Source organism: Burkholderia sp. SJZ089 (assembly GCF_007828315.1).
GTDB lineage: Bacteria > Pseudomonadota > Gammaproteobacteria > Burkholderiales > Burkholderiaceae > Burkholderia > Burkholderia gladioli.
This window is the reverse complement of the sequence record NZ_VIUM01000002.1, coordinates 333,162-352,896: the sequence shown is the minus strand read 5'-3', so window position 1 is coordinate 352,896 and position 19,735 is coordinate 333,162. Positions and strand designations below refer to the sequence as shown.

At 69.7% G+C, this 19,735-nt stretch carries 16 protein-coding genes; 6 read left to right on the top strand and 10 right to left on the bottom strand.

Annotated elements, in window-relative coordinates; all coding sequences use genetic code 11:
* Positions 1 to 110: 110 nt before the first annotated feature.
* The 5 genes from FB600_RS04695 to argS all read right to left on the bottom strand — a co-directional run bounded on the left by FB600_RS04695 (position 111) and on the right by argS (position 6,238).
* Complete coding sequence (locus FB600_RS04695; protein ID WP_096750121.1) at positions 111 to 1,712, bottom strand: ABC transporter substrate-binding protein; 1,602 nt, start codon at positions 1,710 to 1,712, stop codon at positions 111 to 113.
* A 334-nt stretch (positions 1,713 to 2,046) separates the two neighbouring features.
* Positions 2,047 to 2,832 carry an SDR family oxidoreductase gene (locus FB600_RS04690; RefSeq protein WP_096750122.1) on the bottom strand — a complete coding sequence of 262 codons (786 nt, stop codon included), beginning with the start codon at positions 2,830 to 2,832 and terminating at the stop codon, positions 2,047 to 2,049.
* Positions 2,833 to 2,854: 22 nt separating this feature from the next.
* Positions 2,855 to 3,496: a thiol:disulfide interchange protein DsbA/DsbL gene (locus FB600_RS04685; protein WP_013699532.1), complete on the bottom strand. Its 642-nt coding sequence runs from the start codon at positions 3,494 to 3,496 to the stop codon at positions 2,855 to 2,857.
* 46 nt (positions 3,497 to 3,542) lie between these two features.
* Positions 3,543 to 4,361, bottom strand: a complete 819-nt coding sequence (locus FB600_RS04680; protein ID WP_096750123.1) for an SPOR domain-containing protein — start codon at positions 4,359 to 4,361, stop codon at positions 3,543 to 3,545.
* A 92-nt stretch (positions 4,362 to 4,453) separates the two neighbouring features.
* Positions 4,454 to 6,238 carry an arginine--tRNA ligase gene (gene argS, locus FB600_RS04675; protein WP_098181525.1) on the bottom strand — a complete coding sequence of 595 codons (1,785 nt, stop codon included), beginning with the start codon at positions 6,236 to 6,238 and terminating at the stop codon, positions 4,454 to 4,456.
* A 197-nt stretch (positions 6,239 to 6,435) separates the two neighbouring features.
* Between argS and FB600_RS04670 the strand changes: the two genes are divergently transcribed.
* Positions 6,436 to 6,759: a DUF1840 domain-containing protein gene (locus FB600_RS04670; protein WP_013699529.1), complete on the top strand. Its 324-nt coding sequence runs from the start codon at positions 6,436 to 6,438 to the stop codon at positions 6,757 to 6,759.
* 136 nt (positions 6,760 to 6,895) lie between these two features.
* On the opposite strand, the gene metH is transcribed toward FB600_RS04670, so the two are convergent.
* The 5 genes from metH to FB600_RS04640 all read right to left on the bottom strand — a co-directional run bounded on the left by metH (position 6,896) and on the right by FB600_RS04640 (position 13,941).
* Complete coding sequence (metH, locus tag FB600_RS04665) at positions 6,896 to 9,613, bottom strand: methionine synthase (RefSeq protein ID WP_186023583.1); 2,718 nt, start codon at positions 9,611 to 9,613, stop codon at positions 6,896 to 6,898.
* Positions 9,614 to 9,679: 66 nt separating this feature from the next.
* Positions 9,680 to 10,744, bottom strand: a complete 1,065-nt coding sequence (locus FB600_RS04660; protein WP_145756306.1) for a homocysteine S-methyltransferase family protein — start codon at positions 10,742 to 10,744, stop codon at positions 9,680 to 9,682.
* Between the two features lie 218 nt (positions 10,745 to 10,962).
* A complete protein-coding gene (locus tag FB600_RS04655) occupies positions 10,963 to 11,220 on the bottom strand; it encodes a DUF3567 domain-containing protein (protein ID WP_013699526.1) in 258 nt (85 codons plus the stop codon).
* Between the two features lie 259 nt (positions 11,221 to 11,479).
* Positions 11,480 to 12,793 (bottom strand): DUF3108 domain-containing protein, encoded by a 1,314-nt coding sequence (locus FB600_RS04645; RefSeq protein WP_103690681.1) that lies wholly within the window; start codon positions 12,791 to 12,793, stop codon positions 11,480 to 11,482.
* Positions 12,794 to 13,098: 305 nt separating this feature from the next.
* On the bottom strand, positions 13,099 to 13,941 hold the full coding sequence (locus FB600_RS04640; protein WP_096750126.1) for an IclR family transcriptional regulator: 843 nt from the start codon (positions 13,939 to 13,941) through the stop codon (positions 13,099 to 13,101).
* 174 nt (positions 13,942 to 14,115) lie between these two features.
* Between FB600_RS04640 and FB600_RS04635 the strand changes: the two genes are divergently transcribed.
* The 5 genes from FB600_RS04635 to FB600_RS04615 all read left to right on the top strand — a co-directional run bounded on the left by FB600_RS04635 (position 14,116) and on the right by FB600_RS04615 (position 19,704).
* Complete coding sequence (locus FB600_RS04635; RefSeq protein ID WP_036049003.1) at positions 14,116 to 15,108, top strand: fumarylacetoacetate hydrolase family protein; 993 nt, start codon at positions 14,116 to 14,118, stop codon at positions 15,106 to 15,108.
* Between the two features lie 67 nt (positions 15,109 to 15,175).
* Entirely contained in the window at positions 15,176 to 16,045 is an 870-nt protein-coding gene (locus FB600_RS04630) for an enoyl-CoA hydratase/isomerase family protein (RefSeq protein WP_025101446.1), read from the top strand.
* A 199-nt stretch (positions 16,046 to 16,244) separates the two neighbouring features.
* A complete protein-coding gene (locus tag FB600_RS04625; RefSeq protein ID WP_145756304.1) occupies positions 16,245 to 17,048 on the top strand; it encodes a PhaM family polyhydroxyalkanoate granule multifunctional regulatory protein in 804 nt (267 codons plus the stop codon).
* Between the two features lie 30 nt (positions 17,049 to 17,078).
* Positions 17,079 to 18,434, top strand: a complete 1,356-nt coding sequence (locus FB600_RS04620; RefSeq protein ID WP_227743870.1) for a patatin-like phospholipase family protein — start codon at positions 17,079 to 17,081, stop codon at positions 18,432 to 18,434.
* 403 nt (positions 18,435 to 18,837) lie between these two features.
* Complete coding sequence (locus FB600_RS04615; RefSeq protein WP_175427790.1) at positions 18,838 to 19,704, top strand: ferritin-like domain-containing protein; 867 nt, start codon at positions 18,838 to 18,840, stop codon at positions 19,702 to 19,704.
* The last annotated feature ends 31 nt before the right edge of the window (positions 19,705 to 19,735 follow it).

Below are 19,735 nucleotides of genomic sequence, written 5' to 3'. Positions count from 1 at the left end.
GCGGGGCTGAAGGCAGGCGGCCCCGCGCATTGCGCGCGCGGGCCGGGTCGAGACAGCGGGCAAGCGAGGCGGCGGAATCCGTCGCTCGCCCGCGACAGCGGCAGGAAGGCTTACTGCACCGCGACGGTATCGAAGTGCTGGCGCCCGAACGGGCTGACGTGATAACCGCTCACGTTCGGCCGCGTGATCGCCGAGGCGGTCGGGTAGCCGAGCGGGATCCACAGCGCCTGGTCGTGGATGATCTTCTGCGCGGCTTCATAGGCCTTGGTGCGCTTGGCCTGGTCCGGCGTTTCCTTGCCGTCGGCGATCAGCTTGTCGAGCTGCGGATCGCAGTAGCGCGCGAAGTTGATGCCCGACTTCACCGCATTGCAGCTGAACAGCGGCGACAGGTAGTTGTCCGGATCGCCGTTGTCGCCGGCCCAGCCCATGAACAGCATGTCATGCTGGCCGAGCTTGGCCTGCTTGATCAGCTCGCCCCACTCGATCACCTTGACCTCGGCCTTCACGCCGATCTTGGCGAAATCGGCCTGCAGCAGTTCCGCGCCGGCCTTCGGGTTCGGGTTCAGCACGCTGCCCGTCGGGCGCACCCAGATGGTGGTCGAGAAGCCGTTCGGGAAGCCCGCCTGCGCCAGCAACTGCTTGGCCTTGGCCGGATCGTAGGGATAGGCCGCGATCGACTTCGCGTAGCTCCAGGTGTTGGGCGGATACGGGTTCACGGCCGGCGTCGCGGTATTGTCGAACACCACCTTCAGGTAGGTCGCGCGATCGAAGGCGAGGTTCAGCGCCTCGCGCACCTTCGGGTTGTCGAGCGGCTTGTGCTCGGTGTTGAGCGCGACGAAGGCGGTCATGAAGGCCGGCGTCTCGACCACCTTCAGCGCCTTGTCGGCCTTGGCGGCGGCCACGTCCTGCGGCTTGGGCGACAGCGCGATCTGGCATTCGCCGGCCTTGACCTTCTGCGCGCGCACCGAGGCATCGGGCGTGATCGCGTAGATCAGGCGGTCGACCTTGGGCTTGCTGCCCCAGTAGCTCGGATTCACCTCGTAGCGGATCAGCGCGTCCTTGGTGTAGCTCTTCAGCACGAAGGGGCCGGTGCCGACCGGCTTGGCGTTGAGGTCCTGCTGGCGGCCCGCCTTGAGGAGCTGGTCCGCGTATTCGGCCGAGTAGATCGAGGCGAAGCCCATCGTCAGGATCGGCACGAAGGTCGCGTTCGGCTCGTTCAGTTCGAACTTCACGGTCTGCTCGTCCACCTTCGAGACCGACTTCACCAGCTTCACCAGGCCCATCGACTGCGCGTGCGGGAAGCCGCTCGCGCCGGCCACCTTGTGCCAGGGATTGTCGTTGTCGAGCATGCGGCTGAAGGTGAACACCACGTCGTCGGCGTTCAGGGCGCGCGTCGGCTTGAAGTCCTCGGTGGTCTGGAAGGCCACGTTCGGGCGCAGGTGGAAGGTCACGGTGCGGCCGTCGGCGCTGACGTCCCACTTGTCGGCCAGCGAGGGCACCACCTTCTTGCTCGCCTCGTCGTAGGACACCAGCGTGTTGAAGATCACGTCGGCCGAGGCATTGGTGGTGACGAGCGAGTTGTACTGCACCACGTCGAAGCCGTCCGGGCTCGCTTCGGTACAGACCGTGAGCGGCTTGGCCTGGGCGATGAGGGGGGCGGCGGCGAGCGGGGCCGCAATCAGCGCGGCGGCGGCGAACGTCGTGAAACGCATGAGATCTCCCACGTGGCAGTGTCTGTTATCGGCGTGCCGGGCGGCGACGGCCATGCAGCTCCCGGGCATCGGTCGACTAGCATACCGTCAAAGCGCGCCGGGCGTGAGCGCGTATCAGAAAGGCGTCGGCCATGGCGGCGCGGCGCCTGCGGGGGCGGAGAAGGGCGCCGCGAAGGCGCCCGGATCGACGTGGCGCCGGCGTCGCCGCGGGCTTGCGAGGTGGGATCGGCCGGGCTTCGGTGATGGAGCGGGCGTCGTCTCGAAGTCGCGCGAGCCGGCAGAGCTTCGGCCCCGGAGCCGGCGTCGTCGCGAAGCCGCACGAGCCGGCCGGGCCTCAGCCCTCGGCCTTGGGACCCGGCGCGCGGGGCTTGCGCGGCGCCTTCTCGAACAGGCGGTCGTAGAGCCAGCGCGGCGCGACGTGCAGGATCTTCGCGACCAGGCCCATCTGCCAGGGAATCACGCGGAACGCGTCCTGCGCCGCGATGGCGCGCAGCGCGCGCTCGGCGAAGCGCTCCGCATCCATCAGGAAGGGCATCGGATAGGGATTGTGCTCGGTCATCGGCGTGCGGATGTAGCCGGGCGCGATGGTGACCACGCCGACCCGCGAGGGCCGCAGCTCGACGCGCAGCGCCTCCAGGTACTTGATCGCCGCCGACTTCGAGGCGCTGTAGGCGCCCGAGCCGGGCAGGCCGCGCACGCCGGCCACGCTCGCCACGCCGACCAGGGTGCCGCGCCGCGCGGCCTTCATGGCCGCCACGAAGGGCTCGAAGCTGGCCACCATGCCGTAGTAGTTGACGTCCATGATCTCGCGGAAGGCCGCCAGGTCGCCCTCGCCGGTGATCGCTCCCTTGCTGATGCCGGCATTGGCGATCACCACGTCGGGCCAGCCGTGCGCGGCCACGAAGGCGTCGGCCGCGGCCTGCAGGGCGGCGGCGTCGCGCACGTCGGCGGGATGGATCGAGATGGGGAGATCGGGATGGCGCCGCGCGAATTCGGCGAGGCTGTCGCCGCGGCGGGCCACCAGGCCGAGCGTGGCGCCCTGGCGGGCATAGGCCTCGGCGAGCGCGAGGCCCAGGCCGCTCGAGGCGCCGGTGATGAAGACCTTCGGGGGAGCGGTCATGCCGGCGCCTCGGGCGTGGGGATTACAGCTTCTTGTCCTTGACCTGCTGGACGATCCAGTCAAGCACCGGCGGCGTGCCTGCCTCGCTGCCCGTGTAGGACGGACCCGACTTGTACTTGCCCTGGATCACGATGGTCGGCACGCCCTGGATGTCGTAGGTCTTGGCCAGTTCGCCCGACTGCTTGACCTGCCCCTGCACCGTGAACGAGTTGTAGGTGGCCAGGTACTTCTGCTTGTCGATGCCCTGCGTGGCCAGGAAGTCGGCCTGCGCCTGCGGCGTGAGCAGGTAGTTCTTCTGCTTGTGGATCGCGTTGAACACGGCCGGCGTGTCCTTCTCGGCCACGCCGAGCGCGTTGAGCGTGTAGTACATCGCCGAGTGCGGGAGGAAGTCGTCGCGGAAGGCGACCGGCACGCGCTTGAAGACGATGTTGTCGCCCTGCTTCTTGACCCAGGCCTCGAGCGTCGGCTCGAACTCGTAGCAGTGGGGGCAGCCGTACCAGAAGAACTCGATCACCTCGACCTTGCCGGCCGGCGCCGAGATCGGCTGCGGCGACTTCATCACCTCGTAGTCCTTGCCGGCCACCGGCGCGGCCGAGGCGGACTGCGCCACGATGCCGGCCGCCAGGCTCAGGGACAGGAACAGCGTGCTGAACAGTTTTTTCATGTTGGGATTTCGAACGGTTGCATGGGACCGGATCGGGCCGGCCGGCTTACTGTTTCGTGAAGCGGATCACCGCGGTGTCGACACCGGCATCGGACAGCCGCTGGCGCGCGGAGTTCATGTCGTCGAACTTGTTGAACGGGCCGACGCGCACGCGATAGTACGTGACGCCGCTGACATCGCGCTTGGAGACCTTCGACTCGAAGCCCTGGAAGCCCAGGCGCGCGCGCTGCTGCTCGGCGTCGGCCTCGGTCTTGTAGGCGCCCACCTGCAGGAAGTAGCCGCTGTTGGCGTCGGCCGCGCTCGTGCCCGAGCCCGGCTTGGCCGGGGCGTTGCCCGCCTGGGCCGAGGAGGTCGGCTTGGCGGCCTGCTGGGCCGGCTTCGGTTGCGAGGAAGGCGTGGCGGCGGTGGCTTGCGGCTTCTTCGCAGGCGGCGTGTTGTCGGCGGGCTTGGGCGCCACGGCGATGCCGTTGTCGTCCGAGGACGGCTGCGGATTGCTGTTCTGCGAGCCGTTCGAACCCGGCACCTCGACGATCTGCGGCTCGGGCAGCAGCGGCGGCTGGGTCTGGTTGGCGGCCTGGCCCGGCGCGGTATTGGGCGGAGCCGGCTGCGCGGCCTGCGGCACCGGCTGGCCCGGCGTCTTGCCCTGCAGCGCGCGGTTCGGATCGAACTGCTGCGGCTGGCTGGCGCCGCTCGCGCCGGTGTCGGCCGGCGGGGCGACCTTCGAGACGAACGGCGAGGGCGCGCGCGTGATGTAGAGCGCGACCACCACGGCGATCGCGAGGCCGACGATCAGGCCCAGCACGATGCCAAGAAAGGTTCCTCCGGCTTGTTTCGACGGTTTCGACGTGCGGCGCGGTTGTGCCATTGCTTGAGTCACCTGCTAAAAGAGTCGTGAAACGGGATTCGTGGCACGGTCGCGCGCGGCGGCGCGACCGTCTGGAGCCCGGCCCGGCGGCTTTACATCTTGCTCGGCGAGGACACGCCGAGCACCGCGAGACCGTTCGCGAGCACCTGGCGCGTCGCGGCCAGCAGCGCGATGCGCGCGGTGCGTTGCGCCTCGTCGTCGACGAGCACGCGCTCCGCATTGTAGAACGAGTGAAACTCGCCCGCGAGCTCGCGCAGGTAGAAGGCCACCGCGTGCGGCGCGAGTTCGCCGGCCGCGTGCGTGAGCATCTCGGGGTACTCGGCGAGCTTCTGCAGCAGCGAGGCGGCCGGCTTGCTGTCGAGCGGGGAGAGGTCCGCGCCCGGCAGGATCGCCTCGTCGGCGCCGTGGCGCGACTTCCACTCGTTGAGCACCGAGCAGATCCGCGCATGCGCGTACTGCACGTAGTAGACCGGATTCTCGTCGTTCTGCTTCAGCGCGAGATCGATATCGAACACGAATTCCGTGTCGGCCTTGCGTGAAATCAGGAAGAAACGCACCGCGTCGCGCCCGCGAGTGATGATGGCCTCGTCGAGCTGCTCGGGCGAGACTTCCGCGTCCGGCGTGGCGCCGCCCGACCATTCGATCAGGTCGCGCACCGTCACGTAGCTGCCGGCGCGCTTGGAGAGCTTCACCTCCTGGCCGTCGCGCATCACCGTCACCATCTTGTGCAGCACGTAGTCGGGATAGCCCTTCGGGATGCCGATGTGCAGGCCCTGCAGGCCGGCGCGCACGCGCGCGATGGTGCCGTGGTGGTCCGAGCCCTGGATGTTGATGACCTTGGTGAAGCCGCGCTGCCACTTGGCCACGTGGTAGGCGACGTCGGGCACGAAGTAGGTGTAGGTGCCGTCGGTCTTGCGCATCACGCGGTCCTTGTCGTCGCCCTCGTCGGTGGTGCGCAGCCACAGCGCGCCTTCCTGCTCGTAGGTCATGCCGGCGTCGACCAGGGCCTGCACCGTGCTCTCGACGCGGCCTTCCTGGTACAGCGAGGATTCCAGGTAGTACTGGTCGAAACGCACGCCGAAGGCCTTCAGGTCGATGTCCTGCTCGCGGCGCAGGTAGGCGACCGCGAACTTGCGGATCGCCTCGATGTCCTCGATGTCGCCCTTGCCGGTGACGGGCTCGCCGTCGCTGGCCGAGACCGTGGCGCCGGCCAGGTAGTCGCGCGCGATGTCGGCGATGTACTCGCCGTTGTAGGCGGCCTCGGGCCAGTCGGCGTCGCCGGGCTTGAGGCCGCGCGCGCGCGCCTGGGTCGACAGCGCCAGGTTGCCGATCTGCACGCCGGCGTCGTTGTAGTAGAACTCGCGGTGCACCGCGTAGCCCTGGCTGGCCAGCACGTTGGCCAGCACGTCGCCGAGCGCGGCCTGGCGGCCATGGCCGACGTGCAGCGGGCCGGTCGGGTTGGCCGAGACGAACTCGAGCAGCACGCGGCGCCCGGCCTCGTGGGCGGAGCGGCCGAAGGCCTCGCGCTCGGCGAACACCGCGCCGATCACGGCCTGCTTGGCGGCCGCGGTCAGGCGCAGGTTGATGAAGCCGGGGCCGGCGATCTCGGCGGCCTCGACCAGCCCCGTCGCGGCCGGGTGGGCCGTCACGGCCGCCACGATCTTCTCGGCCAGCTGGCGCGGGTTGGTGCCGAGCGGCTTGGCCAGCTGCATCGCGACGTTGCAGGCGACGTCGCCGTGGGCGGCCGCCTTGGGGCGCTCCAGGGTGATCGTCGGCGCGACGAAACCGGCCTCGGATTCGCCCTTCAGGGCCTGGACGACCTGCTTCACGCTGTCGGCGAGCAGGGTTTCGAGTATGTGTTTTTGAGCGGGCAGCATGCTGTCGGGAATGGTGGTTGCCGGCAGCCCGGGCGGGCGGCTCCGGCGGCGCGCCGGGGCGCGCGTTTCAGGAATCGCTGAATTTTAACAGGTGCTAAACTGCCGCTCAGACGCAAAGCGTCGGCGCGACCCCAACTCGAGCGCGCCAGCCGGCCCCGGCGCCGGCACGCACAACAAGCTGAAAGGAAATTGCGATCATGATTACGTTCAAGAGCAAGGCGGCACAGGACCTCGACGTGCTGAAGGATTTCGCGGTGTATGTGCTGGGCATCGTCGGCAAGCCGCTGGGCGAGCGCGGCGTCATCACCCACGACGAGCTGGACGGCGCGATCGCCCGGCTCGAGGCGGTGACCGACCAGGCGCGCCGCGCCAGCGCCGAGCACGGCGGCCACTTCCACGAGGAAGAAGCCGACCACGCCCACCACGAGGTCGCGCCGAGCGTGGCGCAGCGCGTGGCCCCCTTCCTCGGCATGCTGCGCGCGGCCAAGGAACAGAACGCCGACGTTCACTGGGGGTTCTGAGCCCCGGCGGCGGCCTCGCCGCCCAGCAAAAAGCCCGCTTCTCGAAGCGGGCTTTTTTGTGCCTTGGCGGGCGGGGCGCGACGGGCGCGCGGCCCGTCGATTCATCGGAGGATTGCCGCCGCCGCAGCAGCCGGCTTCAGAGCAGCGGCGCCAGCGCGCGGCGGGCGTCCGCGTCCGACAGCGACATGCGCGCCGCGAAATCGGCCACCTGGTCCTCGCCGATCTTGCCGACCGAGAAGTAGGTGCTGTCGGGGTGCGCCAGGTAGAAACCCGAGACGCTCGCGGCCGGCAGCATCGCCAGCGATTCGGTCACGCTCATGCCGATCTCCTCGGCGTGCAGCACGTCGAACATGGCGCGCTTGACGAGGTGGTCCGGGCAGGCCGGGTAGCCCGGCGCCGGGCGGATGCCGCGATACTTCTCGGCGATCAGCGCCTCGTTGTCGAGCGTCTCGCCGGCCGCGTAGCCCCACAGTTCGCGCCGCACGCGCGCGTGCATCGCTTCGGCGAAGGCTTCCGCGAAGCGGTCGGCCAGGGCCTTGAGCATGATCGCGCTGTAGTCGTCGTGGTCGGCCTCGAACTGCTTTTCCTTGGCGTCCACGCCCAGGCCCGCGGTGACCGCGAACAGGCCGATGTAGTCGGCCACGCCCGAATCCTTGGGCGCGATGAAGTCGGCCAGCGAGCGGTTCGGCCGCATCACGCCGTCCACCACCGGGCGCTCGCTCTGCTGGCGCAGGTTGCTCCAGCGCATCGCCACCTCGGTGCGCGTGTCGTCGGTGTAGATCTCGATGTCGTCGTCGCCCACGGTGTTGGCGGGCAGCAGCGAGATCACGCCGTTGGCGCTCAGCCAGCGGCCCTGGATCAGGCGCGAGAGCATCGATTTCGCGTCCGAGAACACGCGCCGCGCCGACTCGCCGACGATCTCGTCGTTGAGGATCGCCGGATAGGGGCCGGCCAGGTCCCAGGTCTGGAAGAACGGACCCCAGTCGATGTACTGGGCCAGCTCGGTCAGGTCGTAGTTCTTGAACACGCGGCGGCCGATGAACTTCGGCTTGACCGGCTGGTAGGCGCGCCAGTCGATCGGCGTCTTGTTGGCGCGCGCGGCGGCCAGCGTGACCATCGGCGTCTTCTTCTTGTTGGCGTGCTGGTCGCGGATCCGGTCGTATTCGCTCTTCAGGTCGTCGAGGTAGCGCGTGGCGCCCTCGTCCGAGAGCAGGCTGGAGGCTACCGACACCGAGCGCGAGGCGTCCGGCACGTAGACTACCGGGCCTTCGTAGTTCGGCGCGATCTTCACGGCGGTGTGCACGCGCGAGGTGGTCGCGCCGCCGATCAGCAGCGGGATCTTCTTGATGCGGAAATAGTCGTCGCGCTGCATTTCCGCGGCGACGTAGGCCATTTCCTCCAGGCTCGGCGTGATCAGGCCCGAGAGGCCGATGATGTCGGCGCCCTCGACCTTCGCCTTGGCGAGGATCTCGTTGCAGGGCACCATCACGCCCATGTTGACGACCTCGAAGTTGTTGCACTGGAGCACCACCGACACGATGTTCTTGCCGATGTCGTGCACGTCGCCCTTGACGGTGGCGATCACGATCTTGCCCTTGGCGCGCACGTCGCCGCCGGCCTCGGCCAGGCGCCGCTTCTCCTCCTCGATGAAGGGGATCAGGTGGGCCACCGCCTGCTTCATCACGCGCGCCGACTTCACCACCTGCGGCAGGAACATCTTGCCCTGGCCGAACAGGTCGCCGACGATGTTCATGCCGTCCATCAGCGGGCCTTCGATCACGTTGATCGGGCGCCCGCCCGCGGCATCGATCGCCGCGCGCGCTTCCTCGGTATCCTCGACGATGAAGTTGGTGATGCCGTGCACCAGCGCATGGGCCAGGCGCTTCTCGACCGGCTGGTTGCGCCATTCGAGGTTCTCTTCCTTCTTGGCCGCGCCGGTCTTGAACTTGTCGGCCACTTCCAGCAGCCGGTCGGTGGAATCCTCGCGGCGGTTCAGGATCACGTCCTCGACGCGCTCGCGCAGCTCGGGGTCCAGGTCGGCATACACGCCGAGCTGGCCGGCGTTGACGATGCCCATGTCCATGCCGGCCTGGATCGCGTGATACAGGAACACGGTGTGGATCGCCTCGCGCACCGGGTCGTTGCCGCGGAACGAGAAGGACACGTTCGACACGCCGCCGCTGATCTTCGCGTGCGGCAGGTTCTGCTTGATCCAGCGGGTCGCCTCGATGAAGTCGACCGCGTAGTTGTTGTGCTCCTCGATGCCGGTGGCCACCGCGAAGATGTTCGGATCGAAGATGATGTCCTCGGGCGGGAAATCGCATTGCTCGACCAGGAACTTGTAGGAGCGCGTGCAGATCTCGATCTTGCGCTCGAAGGTATCGGCCTGGCCCTTCTCGTCGAAGGCCATCACCACCGCGGCCGCGCCGTAGCGGCGGATCAGCCGCGCGTGATGGCGGAACGGCTCCTCGCCTTCCTTGAGCGAGATCGAGTTGACGATCGCCTTGCCCTGCACGCACTTGAGGCCCGCCTCGATCACTTCCCACTTCGACGAATCGATCATGATCGGCACGCGCGCGATGTCGGGCTCCGAGGCGATCAGGTTCAGGAAGCGGACCATGGCCGCCTTCGAATCGAGCATCGCCTCGTCCATGTTGATGTCGATCACCTGCGCGCCGTTCTCGACCTGCTGGCGGGCCACGGCCAGCGCCTCGTCGTACTGGCCGTTCAGGATCATTCGCGCGAAGGCCTTCGAGCCGGTCACGTTGGTGCGTTCGCCGACGTTGATGAACAGGGTGCCTTCGGTGACGTTGAACGGCTCGAGGCCGGACAGGCGCATGGTGTGATCGGTCATGGCGGGGCGGATGCGTATCGGTTTGGGGGGGGGGCGGCGCGACGGCTGCGGCGGGCGGCTCGGGGCTCAGGCGGCTTCGCTGTACTGCGAGGGCCAGCGGCGCGGCTTGACCTCGGCCAGCGCGCGGGCGATCTCGGCGATGTGCGCGGGCGTGGTGCCGCAGCAGCCGCCGGCCAGGTTCACCAGGCCGGCCTGGGCGAATTCCTTGAGCAGGCTCGAGGTCACGTCGGGGGTCTCGTCGAAGCCGGTTTCGGCCATCGGGTTCGGCAGGCCCGCGTTCGGGTAGCAGGACACGTAGGTATCGCAGAGCTTGGCCAGCTCGGCGATGTACGGGCGCATCAGCGCCGCGCCGAGCGCGCAGTTCAGGCCGAAGGTGAGCGGCCGGGCGTGGCGCAGCGAGTTCCAGAAGGCCTCGACGGTCTGGCCCGAGAGGATCCGGCCCGAGGCGTCGGTGACGGTGCCCGAGATCATGATCGGCAGGTTTTCGCCGGTGTCCTCGAACAACTGGTCGAGCGCGAACAGCGCGGCCTTGGCGTTGAGCGTGTCGAAGATGGTCTCGACCAGGAACAGGTCGACGCCGCCGTCGAGCAGGGCCTTGGCCTGCTGGTAGTAGGCGTCGCGCAGCTCGTCGTAGGTGACGTTGCGCGCGCCGGGGTCGTTCACGTCGGGCGAGATGCTGGCCGTCTTCGGTGTCGGCCCGATCGCGCCAGCCACGAAGCGCGGCTTGTCCGGCGTCGAGTACTTGAGCGCCGATTCGCGCGCCAGACGCGCCGACTCGACGTTCATCTCGACCACCAGGTGCTCCATCTCGTAGTCGGCCTGGGCGATGGTGGTGGCGCCGAAGGTGTTGGTCTCGACGATGTCGGCGCCGGCCGCGAAGTACTGGTCGTGGATCTCGCGGATGGTGGCCGGCTGCGTGATCGACAGCAGCTCGTTGTTGCCCTTGATGTCGCGTCCGAAGTCGGCGAAGCGCTCGCCGCGATAGGCGGCCTCGTCGAACTTGTACTGCTGGATCATGGTGCCCATCGCGCCGTCGAGGATCAGGATCCGGCGCGCCAGCAACGCGGGCAGGTCGGCGCCGCGCGTGTAGGACGCGGCGGGGGCGGAGCGGGCGAGCAGGGAGGTCGGCATGGCGGACGGAGGGCGGATCGGGGAAAACGCCATTGTAGCGGGTGCCGGCATGCCGCGCCGGGCTACCCGGCGCGCGCGCGATTTGTCATTGAAAACCCCCGCACGACAGGCCGGGCGGGGGTTCGATCGGGAAATGCCGAAGAGGAAGCTGGCCGGCGCCGGGCCGGCCAGCGAGCCGTCGCGCACCATCCTGGGGCGGGCGGCGCGCGACGAGCGGATCAGTGCAGGACCACCGGTTGCGTCATCAGGCTGTCGAATTGACCGAGGAATTCGTCCACCTCGTCCAGCGAGGGCTCGTCCTCGATCAGTTGCTTGACGTGTTCGCGGAAGCGCTCGGCCAGTTCGCCATCGATGAAGATCTCGCGCTGCGCATTCTTGTCCACGATTTCGTAGCCACCGGAGTTCATTGCGTGATGGCCGACCTGCGGTGCGAACTCGACGACGCAGTAGTTGGGGCTGTTGTAGATCATTTGCATGGCGGCACTCCTCTTTGCTGTGGCTGTCAGGCCGAATGCTCCGAAGGTGGGGCGGGCCTGGCCGGTTTCAAGGGGTTGGCGCTGCACGCCCACGTGGATCAGGGCGCATCGGTTAGAGACCGATATCGATGAAACGTTTCCGATTTTCCTCCGGTGCACGGGCAGGGTTGTCAAACATTGTCAACACTGTGACGCAAGTTTACCGGCTTGTGTGCAGCCTCTGGTGACAGCAGGGAAACATTCGCGAAATCGGTCGAAATTACCGTGCTGGCGAGGCCGCTTGTGGTGCCGATGCGACGGGGCTCGCGGCTTCGGCCGCCGAGGCGGCCGGCATGCCGTTCGATGATACCGGCGCGGGAGCCTCGCCCGCGCTGCTCGCGCCGGCTGCCGGGGCAGAGGTCGAGGCAGGGGCAGAGGCCGGCGCGGCGGGCGCGATGCTTGCGTGCGCATCCATCGCGGCCGATTCGTCATACCCGATCCCGCGGCTCGGCGCGCCGCGTCCCTGCCATAGCAATTCGATCTCCGAACCATTCGGCTCGGTCTGCACCAGGCGCACCGGCAGCCAGTCCAGCGAGGGCGCGAGCCAGATGTCGATGCGCCGCGTGTCGCCCTCGCGGCGCGGCAGGCGGCGGAAGTGGCGGGTTTCCAGCGAGCTGGTGGCGGTGCGGATCGTCTCGTCGCCGATCGTGACGATCGGCCAGGTCTCGCCGCTGTTGTTGTCGATGATGCGGAATTCGCGCGCGACGCCGGGGCGATAGACGTCGGGCGCGCCGTGCACCAGGCCCGACAACTGCATCAGCAGGCTGAAGCGGTCCTGCATGCCGTCGGTCAGCGGCAGCGAGTTCGGCGTCCTGGTGAACACCACCTGTTTCGTCTGTCGATTGAAGATCGCGATGTCGGCGGGCTTGCGGCCGCGCTGCTCGGTGTAGCGGTCGGGCGCGATGCCGTAGGCGTCGATGCGGCCCAGGCTCTCGTAGACGAAGGGACCGACGAAGGGCACCGGGATCTCGATCAGCAGGCGATAGCGATCGCCCTCGGTGGTCCAGTGGATGGTCGCGGTGCCGTTCAGGTTGCCGTTGAAGTAGGCGCCGTAGCGCAGGTCGCCCGAGGGCGGCGCGATGAACTTCACGCCGCTGGCGGCGGCCGAGGCCGGCACGGCCGCGCTGGCCGTCGCGCTCGCGGAGGCGGCGCCCTGGCCCGTGCCGGCCCCGGCTGCCTGCCCGGCGCCCGGCGGCGCGGTGGCCGGTGCCGAAGGCGCGGTGCTGGTCAGCACCGGCGCCTGGTTGCGCGGCGCGGCCGGAGCGGGTTTGGCGGCCGGCCTGGGCACCGGCTTCGGCGCGGGTTTCGGTGCCGGCGCGGCGGGCGCGGGCGCGCGCTCGATCGGCTGCGGCTCGAGCAGCTCGACCTGCACCGGCGTATCGTCGCGCGCATCGGGATTGGCCGGCGCGCGATATCCCGCGAACCACAGGCCGGCGATCAGGTGCAACACCAGCACCAGCGCGAGCGTCAGCCCCGCGCGCAGCCAGCGGCGCGGCGAGAGGCGGGACGATTCGGGCGGCAGGGGCGAGGGCATCGAGCGAGGCTGGTCCGGTGTGTTCAGGGCGTTCTGGGGCGATGGACTGAATCATCGGCGGGCGATGCCGGTGGCGGGTTCGGCGCGAGATGGCACGTCCCGGCTCCTCGGCCGCGGGTCCCGGGCACGCGGGCCGGGGAGGGCGAGAAGCAGCAAGCCGCGTTCCGGCCATGAGGCTCGCGCTCCGCGTGGAAGCACGCCGGTTCGCATCCGGCTCGCCGGCGCGACAGGCGCGGCGGCACCGCCCAGTCCGTCCGACCCGATCGCGCGCCGAACGTTCGCGCGCGGCGTTCGGGGCTCCGGTTTCAGGCCTCGCGCGGATCGGCACTGTAGCCGATTTCGTAGGACAGCTTGCGTGCCACGGCGCGCAGCGCGAGGTCGATCTCGCCGCCCCAGGACACGTCGAAGCTGCCCTCGTGACCCAGCGCGATCAGCCCCAGCGAGAGTTCGCCGAGCGCATCGAACACCGGCATGCAGAAGGCGTGGATGCTCGGCAGCAGCATGCCCTCGACGCGCGCCGCCTGGTGCTCGCGCACCTCGGCGAGCCGCGCCTCCACCTCGGCCGGCGTGCGCGGGCCGTCGCGCGGCGGCCCGCGACGTGCGTCGGCCAGCTCGCGCTCGAGCATCGCGGCGGTCTTGCCGCGCGGCAGGTAGGCGGCGAACAGCAGGCCGGTGGCCGAGCCGAGCAGGGGCATCACGTCGCCGAGCTTGAGCGAGGCCTTGGCGGGATGGCTCGATTCCATCCAGTGCACCACGGTCGGCCCCTGGTTGCCCCACACGGCGATGCCGAGCGTGAGGTCGAGCTCGTCGCGCAGCGCCGACAGCGCGAGCCGCGCGAGCTTCACGCCATCGACGCGGGCCAGCCGGGCCAGGCCCATCTGCAGCGCGAAGCCGCCCAGCTCGTAGCGGCCCGAGACGGGGTCCTGCGCCACCACGCCGAGCCGCTGGAAGCTGACCAGGTAGCGGTGCGCCTTGGCCGGGCTCATCTGCGCGCGCTGGGCGAGATCGCGCAGCATCATCGCGCGCGGCTCGGCGGTGAGCACCTCCAGCAGGCGGAAGCCGACCTCGATCGACTGGATGCCGGAGCGGACCTTTTCCTCGGCGCCGTCGTCGGCGAGAGGGTCGGCGAGATCGTCGGTGTTGACCATGGATGGAATGCGATAGGAAGGTGGCGGGCGAGGCGGCGTGGTTCGCCGCGAGGCAGGCGCGGCCGGGCGCGGCGATGAAGCGGCCCGCGCGGCGCCGTCGCCTCGGGCTTCGCCGCGCGGATTCACCATCGTAAAATAGTTTCCCTCCATCGTCACTACACGGACTTCCCCTCCATGAAACTTGCTTCGCTGAAGGACGGCACGCGCGACGGCCAACTGATCGTGGTGTCGCGCGACCTGCAGACGGCCGCGATCGCCGAGACGGTTGCGCCGACGTTGCAGCGCGCGCTCGACGACTGGGCATTCCACGCGCCGCAGCTTCGCGAGCTCTACGATGCGCTCAACCACGGCCGCGCGCGCCGCGCGTTCGCCTTCTCGGCCGCCGACTGCATGGCGCCGCTGCCGCGCGCCTACCAATGGGCGGACGGCTCGGCCTACCTCAACCACGTCGAGCTGGTGCGTCGCGCGCGCGGCGCCGAGATGCCGCCCGAGTTCCTCAGCGATCCGCTGATGTACCAGGGCGGCAGCGACGATTTCCTCGGCCCGCAGGACGACATCGTCTGCGCCTCGGAGGACTGGGGCATCGATTTCGAGGCCGAGGTGGCGGTGGTGACCGGCGACGTGCCGATGGGCGCGAGCGCCGACGAGGCGCTGCGCGCCGTGCGGCTGGTGATGCTGGTCAACGACGTGTCGCTGCGCAACCTGATCCCGGCCGAGCTCTCGAAGGGCTTCGGCTTCTTCCAGAGCAAGCCCGCGACGGCCTTCTCGCCGCTGGCGGTGACGCCCGACGAGCTCGGCGAGCACTGGCGCGGCGGGCGCCTGGAGCGGCCGCTGCTGGTGAGCTGGAACGGCAAGCGGGTGGGCCAGGCCGAGGCCGGCGTCGACATGAATTTCCATTTCGGCCAGCTGATCGCGCACGCGGCGAAGACGCGCAACCTGCGCGCCGGCGCCATCGTCGGCTCGGGCACGGTGTCGAACCGCGATGCCAGGCGCGGCTACAGCTGCATCGCCGAGAAGCGCTGCCTGGAGACCATCGAGCACGGCGCGCCGCGCACCGAGTTCATGCGCTACGGCGATCGCGTCAGGATCGAGATGCTCGACGCGGCCGGCAAGTCGATCTTCGGCGCGATCGAGCAGGCGGTGTCGCCGCTCGACGGGCAGGCCTGAACGCGCGCGGCGGGCCGGCCGCCTGCCGGTTTGCCCCGATCGTCACGAGAAGAACCAGGAGACAGACATGAGTGAGCGTGAATCCGCCGGCCTGGAAGCCTATGCCGGCTACCAGTCGCTGCGCCTCGCGCGCCATCCGCACGGCATCCTCGAGATCGTGATGAGCGGCGCGGGCGCCAACCGCAGCAACCTGGCCACCGCCGACGCGCGCATGCATCGCGAGCTGGCCGAGATCTGGCGCGACCTCGACCGCGATCCCGAGGTGCGCGTGGCGCTGATCCGCGGCGAGGGCAAGGGTTTCTCGGCCGGCGGCGATCTCGGCCTGGTCGAGCAGATGGCCGACGATTTCGAGGTGCGCACGCGGGTCTGGCACGAGGCGCGCGACCTGGTCTACAACCTCGTCAACTGCGGCAAGCCGGTGGTCTCGGCGATGCACGGGCCGGCGGTCGGCGCGGGGCTGGTGGCGGGTTTGCTGGCCGACGTCTCGATCGCCGCCAACACGGCGCGCATCATCGACGGCCATACGCGGCTCGGGGTGGCCGCCGGCGATCATGCGGCGATCGTCTGGCCGCTCTTGTGCGGCATGGCCAAGGCCAAGTACCACCTGCTGCTGTGCGAGCCGGTCAGCGGCGAGGAGGCCGAGCGCATCGGGCTGGTCTCGCTGGCGGTGGACGAGGCCGAGCTGCTGCCGAAGGCCTTCGAGCTGGCCGAGCGGCTCGCGCGCGGCTCGCAAAGCGCGATCCGCTGGACCAAGTACGCGCTCAACAACTGGCTGCGCCTGGCCGGGCCGAGCTTCGATACCTCGCTGGCGCTCGAATTCATGGGCTTCTCCGGGCCGGACGTGCGCGAAGGGATCAGTTCGCTGCGCGAGCGGCGCGCGCCCGATTTCGACGGCGGCACGGGTGGCACGGGCAGCGGCGGGGCTGGCGGCGCCTGAGCGCGGGGCGGGTGGGGCGGCCCGGCGGCTTGTCGCCCACCGCTCGCTCCCATCCTCCGGGCTGCCCGCCCCCTCGGCTCCCCCGCGCCATGCCGGCGCGCATCGCGATCGTTCGCGCCTCGGCCATGCGCGCTATGATCGGATCACGCGCGCTGGCGCATCGTGCCTTCCCACCGACCCCGTCACCAAGGATTGCCGCATGACCGATACTCCCGGCTCCAACCCGTTCTCCGGCTTCACCGGCTTCACGCCCTCCGACATGCTCGACCGGATGTGGGACATGATGCGGCTCTCGCCGTTCGGCGCCGGAATCGGGGCGGCGGCACCGAGCGGCCTGCCGCCGTCGCTGTCGGCGATGTCCGACATGATGTCGCCGCTGTCGAGCGTCGAGGAGCTCGACAAGCGCATCACCGACCTGCGTGCCGTCGAGCAATGGCTCAAGCTCAACCTCGGCATGCTTCAGTCGGCGATCCAGGCACTCGAGGTGCAGCGCGCCACGCTGGCGACGCTGCGCGCGTTCGGCGCGCTGGCCAAGGAATCGATGTCGGCCGCCGAGGCCGCCATGGCCAAGGACACGGCGCCGCCGGCGGGGCCGGCCGCCTCGCGCGCCGCGTCCGAGCCGCCGCCGCAAGCCTTCGGCGGGGCCGCCCCGGCCGGCGCCGGCAAGCCGGACGCCGAAACGCCGCCCGGCGCGATGCCCGGCGGCGAGGCCTTCGATCCGGCCGGCTGGTGGAACCTGCTGCAGTCGCAGTTCAATCAGCTCGCCAGTTTCGCGATGACCCAGCCCGGCGCCGCCGGCGCTGCCCCCGCGGCCGCGAAGCCGGCCGGCGGTGGCGCGCGAGGCCCCGAGCCCGCGGCTTCCGGCGCCGCGCCGCGCGAACGCAAGCCGGCCACGCGCCGCGCCGCGCCGCCCAAGCCGCGTGCGGCGGCGCCCGAGGCGCCGGACGATGCGCACGACGCAGCGCCGCCGGCCGCGAAATCCTCGCGCAAGCGCAGCCCGTGATGCGCCCCGCCCACACCGACTGAGGCCCGCATGCGGCTCGCGCTCGTTCTGATGGGAGGCGGCGCGCGCGCCGCCTATCAGGCCGGCGTGCTGTCCGCGCTGGCCGAGATCGCGCGCGAGGTCGAGCCGACCCGCCGCGAGCTGCCCTTCGCGATCGTCTGCGGCTCCTCGGCCGGCGCCATCAACGCCGCCGCGATCGCCAGCCACGCCGACGACTTCCCGTACGGCGCCGCGCGCCTGCTCTCGTTCTGGGAGCACCTGCGCGCCGAGATGATCTACCGCACCGACTGGCTCGGCGTGGCCGCCGCGGGCGCGCGCTGGCTGGCCGCGATGAGCCTGGGCTGGGCCGCGCGCCGTTCGCCGCGCGCGCTGCTCGACAACGCGCCGCTGGCCCACCTGCTGCGGCGCGAGCTGAACTTCCACCGGGTCGGGCAGATGCTCGCCGCGCGCAAGCTGCACGCGCTGTCGATCACCGCGCTCAGCTACACCAGCGGCCGCCACCTGACCTTCTACGAGGGCAGCGAGCCGATCCACGCCTGGCGGCGCGCCCAGCGCACGGCACGGATGGTCGACCTGTCGGCCGCGCACCTGCTGGCCTCCTCGGCGATCCCCTTCGTGTTCCCGGCGGTGCCGCTGGTGATCGACGGGCGCATCGAGTATTTCGGCGACGGCTCGATCCGCCAGATCGCGCCGCTGTCGCCGGCGATCCATTTCGGCGGCGACCGGATCGTGGTGATCGGCGCGGCCGCCGCGCGTCCGGAGGTGCCGGCGGCGAACGGGCACGCGAGCGCCTATCCGTCGCTGGCGCAGATCGGCCAGCAGGTGCTGGCCAGCGTGTTCCTCGATTCGATCGGCACCGACATCGAGCACATCGAGCACGTCAACCGCGTGGTCGAGCACCTGCCGCGCCAGGTCGAGCCCGAGAGCGGCTGGCGCCATGTCGACGTGCTGGCGATCGCGCCTTCCGAGCGCATCGAGCTGATCGCCGCCAAGCACCTGCGGCGGCTGCCGGCCACGGTGCGCGCGCTGCTCGGCGCGATGGGCGGCAACCAGCCGGCCGGCGCCTCGTTCGCGAGCTACCTGCTGTTCGAGGCGGAGTTCACGCGCGAGCTGATCGCGCTCGGCCATGCCGACGCGATGCGGCAGCGCGAGACGCTGGCCGAATGGATCGCCTCGGCCAGCCCCGGCGGCGGCTCGCCGCCGCCGGTGTCGCCGGTGGTGCGGCCGGCGACGGCGCCCGGGGCGATCGCCGAGCCGGCGCACGGGGGCGCGGCAAGCGAGCTGCCGATGCCCGCGCCTGCCTCCGGCGCCGCGGCCGCGCGCCCGGCGCCGCTGTCGTCCGAGCCGGGCGTCGGTTCGATATCCGAACCGAATCGCCCCGATTGAGACAGCTCGGCTGGGCGGCCAAAACCGCGACGGTTCGCCGCACCAGTGTCGCGGATCCGTCACAGCTGCGTGCTATCATCGCCGACGCCGAATTCATCCAAGCGGGTGCTGGCGGCGCGATCCGTCCCTGACGCTCGCGCGCACGGCCCCGACAACGACAGCCGGCCTCGAGCCGGCCCCTCTCAGGTGCGTGCGAGGCTCGGTCTGTTTCGGGCGTCGCGCGTTTTGCCCCCACAAGCGCTTGCGCGGCAGCAATCGCGTCGCGGTGCCAAGTGCATCCGGCGCGCGTTTTAGCGCGTAAAATTACCGATTCGTCAGGTGAGCGCCTCGATTGTGGGGGCTCGACGCAACAGTCACGTTTAGCAGTCGCATTGCGCAGAACAGGGGTGGGACCATGAACACCATGCTTTATCCGGAACTCTACAAATCGCTCGAAGCCGTCCGCTGGGACATGGAGAAGGACATCCCTTGGGACAAGTTCGACGCCTCGCTGCTGACCGACGAGCAGGCGAAGACGATCAAGATGAACGCGATCACCGAGTGGTCGGCGCTGCCCGCGACGGAAATGTTCCTGCGCGACAACCACCACGACAGCGATTTCTCCGCCTTCATGAGCGTCTGGTTCTTCGAGGAACAGAAGCATTCGCTGGTGCTGATGGAGTACCTGCGCCGCTTCAAGCCCGAGATGATGCCGACCGAGGACGAGCTGCACGCGGTGCGCTTCGAGTTCGACCCGGCGCCGCCGCTGGAAACCCTGATGCTGCACTTCTGCGGCGAGATCCGCCTGAACCACTGGTACCGCCGCGCCGCCGAGTGGCACACGGAACCCGTCATCAAGCACATCTACGAAACCATCTCGCGCGACGAGGCACGTCATGGCGGCGCCTACCTGCGCTACATGAAGAAGGCGCTGGTGAACTGCGGCGACGTCGCGCGCTCGGCCTTCGCCAAGATCGGCGTGCTGATGGCCTCGGCGCGCCGCACTGAGAAGCCGCTGCACCCCACCAACCTGCACGTGAACCAGTCGCTGTTCCCGCGCGATACCGTGCAGTCGCGCCTGCCCGATCCGGAATGGCTCGAGCGCTGGCTCGACGAGCAGATCCGTTTCGACGGCGAGTGGGAGAAGAAGGTGGTCGATCGGATCCTGCACAACCTGTCGATCCTGTTCGAGCGCACCTTCGCCACCGCGCAGGAACTGAACCGCTACCGCAAGGAAGTCACGGGGCGCCTGCAGACGCCCGAGAGCGGCGGCACCACGCAACCCGCCTGAGGCGGTAGCCGCTTCGTCAATCGATTTGCAG

Coding starts and splice junctions, on each gene's coding strand:
- FB600_RS04695 (WP_096750121.1), bottom strand. CDS start 1,712: ATGCGTTTCACGACGTTCGCCGCCGCCGCGCTGATTGCGGCCCCGCTC.
- FB600_RS04690 (WP_096750122.1), bottom strand. CDS start 2,832: ATGACCGCTCCCCCGAAGGTCTTCATCACCGGCGCCTCGAGCGGCCTG.
- FB600_RS04685 (WP_013699532.1), bottom strand. CDS start 3,496: ATGAAAAAACTGTTCAGCACGCTGTTCCTGTCCCTGAGCCTGGCGGCC.
- FB600_RS04680 (WP_096750123.1), bottom strand. CDS start 4,361: ATGGCACAACCGCGCCGCACGTCGAAACCGTCGAAACAAGCCGGAGGA.
- argS (WP_098181525.1), bottom strand. CDS start 6,238: ATGCTGCCCGCTCAAAAACACATACTCGAAACCCTGCTCGCCGACAGC.
- FB600_RS04670 (WP_013699529.1), top strand. CDS start 6,436: ATGATTACGTTCAAGAGCAAGGCGGCACAGGACCTCGACGTGCTGAAG.
- metH (WP_186023583.1), bottom strand. CDS start 9,613: ATGACCGATCACACCATGCGCCTGTCCGGCCTCGAGCCGTTCAACGTC.
- FB600_RS04660 (WP_145756306.1), bottom strand. CDS start 10,744: ATGCCGACCTCCCTGCTCGCCCGCTCCGCCCCCGCCGCGTCCTACACG.
- FB600_RS04655 (WP_013699526.1), bottom strand. CDS start 11,220: ATGCAAATGATCTACAACAGCCCCAACTACTGCGTCGTCGAGTTCGCA.
- FB600_RS04645 (WP_103690681.1), bottom strand. CDS start 12,793: ATGCCCTCGCCCCTGCCGCCCGAATCGTCCCGCCTCTCGCCGCGCCGC.
- FB600_RS04640 (WP_096750126.1), bottom strand. CDS start 13,941: ATGGTCAACACCGACGATCTCGCCGACCCTCTCGCCGACGACGGCGCC.
- FB600_RS04635 (WP_036049003.1), top strand. CDS start 14,116: ATGAAACTTGCTTCGCTGAAGGACGGCACGCGCGACGGCCAACTGATC.
- FB600_RS04630 (WP_025101446.1), top strand. CDS start 15,176: ATGAGTGAGCGTGAATCCGCCGGCCTGGAAGCCTATGCCGGCTACCAG.
- FB600_RS04625 (WP_145756304.1), top strand. CDS start 16,245: ATGACCGATACTCCCGGCTCCAACCCGTTCTCCGGCTTCACCGGCTTC.
- FB600_RS04620 (WP_227743870.1), top strand. CDS start 17,079: ATGCGGCTCGCGCTCGTTCTGATGGGAGGCGGCGCGCGCGCCGCCTAT.
- FB600_RS04615 (WP_175427790.1), top strand. CDS start 18,838: ATGCTTTATCCGGAACTCTACAAATCGCTCGAAGCCGTCCGCTGGGAC.